The sequence below is a fragment of the Saccharopolyspora hirsuta genome, assembly GCF_008630535.1.
Taxonomy (GTDB): Bacteria; Actinomycetota; Actinomycetes; order Mycobacteriales; family Pseudonocardiaceae; genus Saccharopolyspora; species Saccharopolyspora hirsuta.
Genome location: NZ_VWPH01000017.1, coordinates 174,404 through 180,403, shown reverse-complemented (window position 1 = coordinate 180,403; position 6,000 = coordinate 174,404). Strand labels below are relative to the sequence as shown.

The following is a 6,000-nucleotide window of genomic DNA, read 5'->3' as shown; positions in this document are numbered from 1 at the left end:
CGGAACCGGTCGAGGACACCGGGACACCGGCTGAGCACGAGGTGCCGGAGGAGCGGGGCGGCGCGGAGGAGCTACCGCGCAACGGCGTGCCGCTGCCGGAACCGCCGCGCAAGCAGACCGAACCGCGAGTCAGTCCTTGCCGCCGGGCGGCAGCGACTCGAAGATCTCCTTGCACTCCGGGCAGACCGGCGAGCCCGGCTTCGGCGACTTGGTGACGGGGAACACCTCACCGCACAGCGCCACCACGTGCGTGCCCATGACCGCGCTCTCGGCGATCTTGTCCTTCTGCACGTAGTGGAACATCTCCGGCCGGTCGTCACTGGTCTGATCAGTGGTCTCGGTCCGGGTATCGGTCTCCGGCAGCGTCATCGTGCTCATGTCCCAATGATGCCGCACGCCGGGCGCGGGTGGTTCCGTCAGCCCTCGATGACCTGGTGCTGGCGGGATTCCAGGGCGTGGTGCGAGCGGCGGAACCGGTTCACCTTCTCGCTCTTCCTCGCCGGGCGGTCGTTGGCGATGAGCACCGCCATCCACGGCAGCGGGATCGAGATCGCCAGGATGATCAGCGACAACCACCACAGCTGCCACAGCTGGAACACCACGGCCGCCAGCACGAGGCACGGAACCCGGCTGGCCATCATGATCGCGTACCTGCGGCGACGCATCGCCTGCTGATCGTCTAAGGACGGCTGGGCCTCGGTGATCAGCACCGGGGAGTCGTCACGATGCGAGTTGTTCACGACGCTACCTCCACGTTTCATGCTCCCACCCGAGCGCCGCCGCCAACACCCCGGGGGACGCGCGGAGTTCGGTGTCCGACCCCAGGGTTGACCGGCGGGACGCACGCGCGAAACCTCGACCGGTTAGATTCGGACGGGATCAATTCGTGGAGGTCGAATGCTGTACGCGGTGAGCAAGCGGGTCGTCGGTGCGGTGGCGCGGACGATCTACCGGCCGACGGTGATCGACGCGGACAAGGTGCCGACCACCGGTCCGGTGATCCTGGCGCCGAACCACCTCGCCGTGCTCGACAGCTTCATCGTCCCGCTGGTGCTGCCCCGCCCGGTCTCGTTCCTGGCCAAGGCCGAGTACTTCAACGGCACCGGCGCCAAGGGCGCGCTGCTGAAGTGGCTGTTCAGCACGTGGGGTGCGATCCCGGTGGACCGGGGCAAGGGCCGCGCCGCGAAGGAGTCGCTGGAAGCCGCCGAGAAGGTGCTGCGCGCCGGTGGCGCGTTCGGCATCCACCCGGAGGGCACCCGCTCCCCCGACGGCCGCCTGTACCGGGGCCGCACCGGCGTCGCGCGGCTCGCGCTGAGCACCGGGGCACCGGTCGTGCCGGTGGCGCTGACCGGCACCGACAAGCTCCAGCCGCGCGGCAAGAAGATCCCGCGGCTGCACCCGGTCTCGGTGCGCTTCGGCGACCCGCTGGACTTCAGCCGCTACGCGGGTCTGGACAGCTCGCTGCCGGTGCTGCGGTCGATCACCGACGAGATCATGTACGCCATCGCCGAGCTCTCCGACCAGGAGTACGTCGACCGCTACCAGCGCCCCGGCGCGGCCGCGGCCTGAGACACGCCCGTGAGCACTTGATGGTGCTAGAGCGCCACAAAGTGCTCACGAGCCTCACCCAGCAGCAGTTCAGCGGAAGTCGATCGACGGGCGGGCCGCCAGGACCACCGGACGTCCGCTCGCTCAGCCCTTGGCAGCCTTGGCGGCGGCCTTCTGCTCCTTCTTCCAGGAGCGGACTTCCTGCAGGGTCTGCTCGTCGACGACGTCGGCGATCGAACGGCGCGAGCCCTCCTCGCCGTAGGCCCCGGCCGCTTCGCGCCACCCGGCGGGCTCGACGCCCCGCTGCTTGCCCAGCAGCGCGAGGAAGATCCGCGCCTTCTGGTCGCCGTAACCGGGCAGCGCCTTGAGCCGCTTCAGCACTTCCTTGCCGTCCGGGTCGCCCTCGGTCCAGATCGCCTCGGTCCGGCCGTCGTAGTGCTCGACGACGTACTGGGCCAGCGCGTGCACCCGCCGCCCCATCGACCCGCCGTACCGGTGGATGGCCGGTTTCCGCACGCACAGCTCGACGAACTCGTCCAGATCGGACTCGGCGATCTTGGAGACGCTGAACCCGCCCATCCGCTCGGCGATCTTCTTCGGCCCGGCGAACGCGACCTCCATGGCCACCTGCTGATCGAGCAGCATCCCCGTGAGCAGCGCGAACGGGTCCTCGCTGAGCAGCTCGTCAGCGTCGGCGTCCCCGGTGAGGTTGAGCTTCTTCGGCATGCCCCCATCCTGGCACGCGCGGCCGCCCACATCGCCCTGAAGGGCGTTGCCCGCCGACACTCCGCCGACACTTCCGATGCAGACCGCACTGGTAGACGACATGATCAGCCTTGAGGTCGACGAGTCTGTCCTCGGCGAACCAGTCGCCACCCGGGGCGCCTGAACGGCCGTAATACTAAGTTGCGACTTATATAAGCCGTATCTTAGTATTACGGCGTGCACGCATTCGACGTACTCGGCGATCCGGTCCGACGCCGGATCTTGGAGCTCCTCGCGAGCGGCGAGCAGACCTCCGGCGCGGTCACCTCCGCGATCCAGCAGGAGTTCGGCCTCTCCCAGCCCGCGGTGTCGCAACACCTGCGGGTGCTGCGCGAGAACGGCTTCGCATCGGTCCGCGCCGAGGGCACCCGGCGCTTCTACGCCGTGGACACCGGTCCGCTGCGCGACGTCGACCAGTGGCTGGAGCAGTTCCGGCACTTCTGGACCCAGCGCTTGGACGCCCTGGCCACCGAGCTGGCCCGGGGGAAGCGAATGCGCCGCACCGCCGACACCCGGCAGAACACCGGTACCGAGGAGGAGAGCGCATGAACGAGCCCACCGACCAGATCGACGCCGCACACCGCCAGCTCGGCACGCGCGATCTCGACTCCGGCGCGGCGAAGGTGCTCACGATCAGCCGGACCTACGCCGCCGAGATCGACGACGTGTGGGACGCGTGCACCGATCCGGAGCGCATCCGACGGTGGCTGCTGCCGATCTCCGGCGAGCTGCGCCTCGGCGGTCGCTACCAGCTCGAGGGCAACGCGGGCGGGGTGATCGAGCGGTGCGATCCGCCGAAGAGCTTCGCCGCCACCTGGGAGTACGGCGGGAACGTCAGCTGGATCGAGGTCCGGCTGGCGGCGGATCCCGCCGGGGGCACGCGGTTCGAGCTGCAGCACACGGCCCACGTCGACGACCACTGGGACCGCTACGGCCCGGGCGCGGTCGGCATCGGCTGGGACCTCAGCCTCCTGGGCCTGGCGATCCACCTCGCCGGGCAGGCGGTGCCGGAGGAGGCGGAGTGGGCCGCGACGGAGCCGGGCGTCGAGTTCATGAAGCTCAGCGGTCAGCGGTGGTGCGAGGCCGACATCGCCGGTGGGGCCGATCCGGACGCCGCCCGGGCCGCCGCGGACCGCACGATCGCCGCCTACACCGGGGACAGCTGAAAACCCTTTGCGGGCCGTGATCGGGTCGTGTGAGGGTGCCCGGCGTGGACATGCACGTCGGGCAGTTGGCCGTGTCGGCGGAGATGGTGCGCGCGCTGGTGGACGAGCAGTTCCCCGAGTGGCGGGGGTTGCCCGTCCGGCGGGTGGATTCGCGGGGCACGGTCAACGCCATCTTCCGGATCGGTGAGCAGCTCGCGGCTCGGTTCCCGCTGGAGCCGGGTGATGCTGAAGCGGTGCGACGGCGGCTCGAGGCCGAGGTGGGAACGGCCCGCGAGCTGCTGGGGCGGACGCGCTTCCGGACTCCTGAGCCGGTCGCGCTGGGTGCGCCCGGGGCGGGCTATCCGATGCCGTGGTCGGTTCAGACCTGGGTGCCCGGGACCGTGGCCACCGACGCGGACCTGGGCGGATCCGTCGCGTTCGCGCGCGATCTGGCCGAGTTCATCCGCGGTGTCCGCGCCATCGACACGCGCGGGCGGACGTTCTCCGGGTCGGGTCGCGGGGGTGACCTGCGGTCGCACGACGACTGGATGGAGACCTGCTTCGACAACAGCGAGCAGCTCCTGGACGTCCCGCGGCTCCGGCGGGTGTGGCAGGACATGCGGGATCTCCCCCGCGGCTCGACCGGTGACGTGATGACGCACGGCGACCTCATCCCGGACAACCTGCTCGTCTCCGGCGGGCGGCTGGCCGGGGTCATCGACGTCGGCGGTCTCGGCCCGGCCGACCCCGCGCTGGACCTGATCGTGGCCTGGCCCCTGCTCGACGCCGAACCGCGGCAGGTGCTCCGCGATGCCCTCGGGTGCGACTCCCTGGAGTGGGAGCGCGGCAAGGCGTGGGCTTTCGAGCAGGCCATGGGGCTCGTCTGGTACTACGTCGAGAGCAACCCGGGCATGAGCCGACTGGGGCGGCGGACGCTGGAGCGCATCCTCGCCGAAGCGTGAGCCCCGTCAGCTCGCCCGCCCGGCCGCCCGCCACTCCGGCGCGAGCACGGACCAGATCTCCACGTCCTGCCGCTGGCCCCGGTGCGGGTTGCTCTCCCGCAGCACGCCGTCCTTGACCATCCCCAGCCGCTTGGCCACCGCGATGCTGGGCTGGTTCGCCGCCGAGACGCGCCACTCCACCCGGTGGATGCCGCGCTCCTCGACGGCCCAGTCGATGATCACCCGCGCGGCCCTGGTGACCAGGCCCTTGCCCACCGCCGACGGCTCCAGCCAGCAGCCCACCTCGGCGTTGCCGCTCGGGACGTCCATGGTCCGGAAGAGGACGCCGCCGACCAGCTGGTCGTCCACCCAGATCCCGAAGATCCGCCCGGTGTCGGAGGCTGCCTTCTCCGCGTACTGGCGGAGGAACGAGCGGCTCGAGTCCAGGTCGGTGACCGCGTCGGCCAGCCCGATGTGCTGCCCGACGAACTCCCGCCCGCGATCCATGTGCGCCAGGAACTCCTCCGCCCGCCACGGTTCGAGCGGGCGCAGCTCCGCGTTGTCGTCCCCCAGGGAAACCGAGAACATCGCAACCTTCCACGATCGAATCCGGCACGGCCGAAGCGCAGACTCCCACACCGGAACCGCGGAGGCGAACTTGTTTTCGACGCACCCGCTCAGGTCCGCGCCGACGGCTCCAGCCAGCAGCCCGCCTCGGCGTTGCCGCGCGCGACGTCCACGCCGCCGACCAGCTCGTCGTCCCCAGATCCCGCAGAGCCGCCCGGTGTCGGCTGCGGCCCGGTCGGGACCGCGTCGGCCAGCCCGATAAACTCCCTCCCCCGATCCACGTGGGCCAGGAACTCCGCTGCGCGCCATGGCTCCAACGGGCGGAGCACCGCTCCGTCGTCCCCCGGCGAAATCGAGAACATCCGAGCCTTCCGCGACCCGATCCAGCAGACCGCGCGAAGGAACCCGCACCCGAGCGGCGGCGAGCGCTTTTCGGGCGAACGACACCGAGCGAGAGGGAACCCCGATGGACCGGGCCGAACCCGCGAGCACGCCGGACGTGCGCATCGTGCACCTGACCGGCCCCGTCTTCCGGGCACTCGCCGACGGTGACCTGGACGCGGCGAACGCCGCCAGCCCGGTCCCCCTCCCGCACTACTTCGCGGCCCCGGACTGGCGCGGGGTGTGGGTCATGCGCAAGTGGCAGGTCGAGAAGGACCCCGCCTGTGCCGAGTGGGTCACCGGCGTCATCTGGGACGAGCGGCTGGGGCTGGCCGTCGGCCGCGCCGGGTACCACGGACCACCGGACGAGTCCGGGACGGTGGAGATCGGATACGCCGTCAGCGCTGCGCACCGCCGTCGCGGCTACGCGCGCGCTGCGCTGGAAGCCCTGCTCCAGCGCGCTGCCCGGGAACCGGAGGTGCGCACGGTGCGGGTCGCCATCAGCCCGGACAACACCGCGTCCTACGGGCTGGCGTCCAAGTACGGCTTCACCGAGGTGGGACGCCGGTGGGACGGCGGCGAGGGCGTGGAGATCGTCTACGAGATGCCCGCGGGCCAGCACTAGCCCGCAGCCGCGCTCGGCGGGACCGGTC

At 71.0% G+C, this 6,000-nt stretch carries 10 protein-coding genes; 5 read left to right on the top strand and 5 right to left on the bottom strand.

The window, feature by feature from the left end; translation table 11 throughout:
* Positions 1-129: 129 nt before the first annotated feature.
* Positions 130-378 carry a DUF3039 domain-containing protein gene (locus F1721_RS30700; protein ID WP_150070320.1) on the bottom strand — a complete coding sequence of 83 codons (249 nt, stop codon included), beginning with the start codon at positions 376-378 and terminating at the stop codon, positions 130-132.
* Between the two features lie 38 nt (positions 379-416).
* Complete coding sequence (locus F1721_RS30695; RefSeq protein ID WP_150070319.1) at positions 417-761, bottom strand: DUF3099 domain-containing protein; 345 nt, start codon at positions 759-761, stop codon at positions 417-419.
* A 136-nt stretch (positions 762-897) separates the two neighbouring features.
* On the opposite strand from F1721_RS30695, the gene F1721_RS30690 reads away from it, so the two are divergent.
* On the top strand, positions 898-1,569 hold the full coding sequence (locus F1721_RS30690) for a lysophospholipid acyltransferase family protein (protein ID WP_150070318.1): 672 nt from the start codon (positions 898-900) through the stop codon (positions 1,567-1,569).
* A gap of 123 nt (positions 1,570-1,692) precedes the next feature.
* Here the strand turns inward: F1721_RS30690 and F1721_RS30685 are convergent, their stop codons facing one another.
* Positions 1,693-2,274, bottom strand: coding sequence for an HhH-GPD-type base excision DNA repair protein (locus tag F1721_RS30685; RefSeq protein WP_150070317.1), 582 nt, complete (start codon positions 2,272-2,274; stop codon positions 1,693-1,695).
* Positions 2,275-2,490: 216 nt separating this feature from the next.
* Between F1721_RS30685 and F1721_RS30680 the strand changes: the two genes are divergently transcribed.
* Genes F1721_RS30680 through F1721_RS30670 form a run of 3 tightly spaced genes read left to right on the top strand, consistent with a single transcriptional unit; the run spans position 2,491 to position 4,420 of the window.
* Positions 2,491-2,862, top strand: a complete 372-nt coding sequence (locus F1721_RS30680) for an ArsR/SmtB family transcription factor (RefSeq protein WP_150070316.1) — start codon at positions 2,491-2,493, stop codon at positions 2,860-2,862.
* Entirely contained in the window at positions 2,859-3,479 is a 621-nt protein-coding gene (locus F1721_RS30675) for an SRPBCC family protein (protein ID WP_150070315.1), read from the top strand. The genes F1721_RS30680 and F1721_RS30675 overlap by 4 nt, the downstream gene beginning before the upstream one ends.
* 50 nt (positions 3,480-3,529) lie before the next feature.
* Positions 3,530-4,420, top strand: coding sequence for an aminoglycoside phosphotransferase family protein (locus F1721_RS30670; protein ID WP_150070335.1), 891 nt, complete (start codon positions 3,530-3,532; stop codon positions 4,418-4,420).
* A 6-nt stretch (positions 4,421-4,426) separates the two neighbouring features.
* Here F1721_RS30670 and F1721_RS30665 read toward each other — a convergent pair whose 3' ends face one another.
* Positions 4,427-4,987, bottom strand: a complete 561-nt coding sequence (locus F1721_RS30665) for a GNAT family N-acetyltransferase (RefSeq protein WP_150070314.1) — start codon at positions 4,985-4,987, stop codon at positions 4,427-4,429.
* Between the two features lie 89 nt (positions 4,988-5,076).
* The gene (locus tag F1721_RS30660) at positions 5,077-5,328 is read right to left on the bottom strand and encodes a hypothetical protein (protein WP_211840698.1); all 252 of its coding nucleotides are present in this window, start codon (positions 5,326-5,328) and stop codon (positions 5,077-5,079) included.
* 104 nt (positions 5,329-5,432) lie between these two features.
* Between F1721_RS30660 and F1721_RS30655 the strand changes: the two genes are divergently transcribed.
* Positions 5,433-5,972 (top strand): GNAT family N-acetyltransferase, encoded by a 540-nt coding sequence (locus tag F1721_RS30655; protein WP_150070313.1) that lies wholly within the window; start codon positions 5,433-5,435, stop codon positions 5,970-5,972.
* Positions 5,973-6,000: the final 28 nt, after the last annotated feature.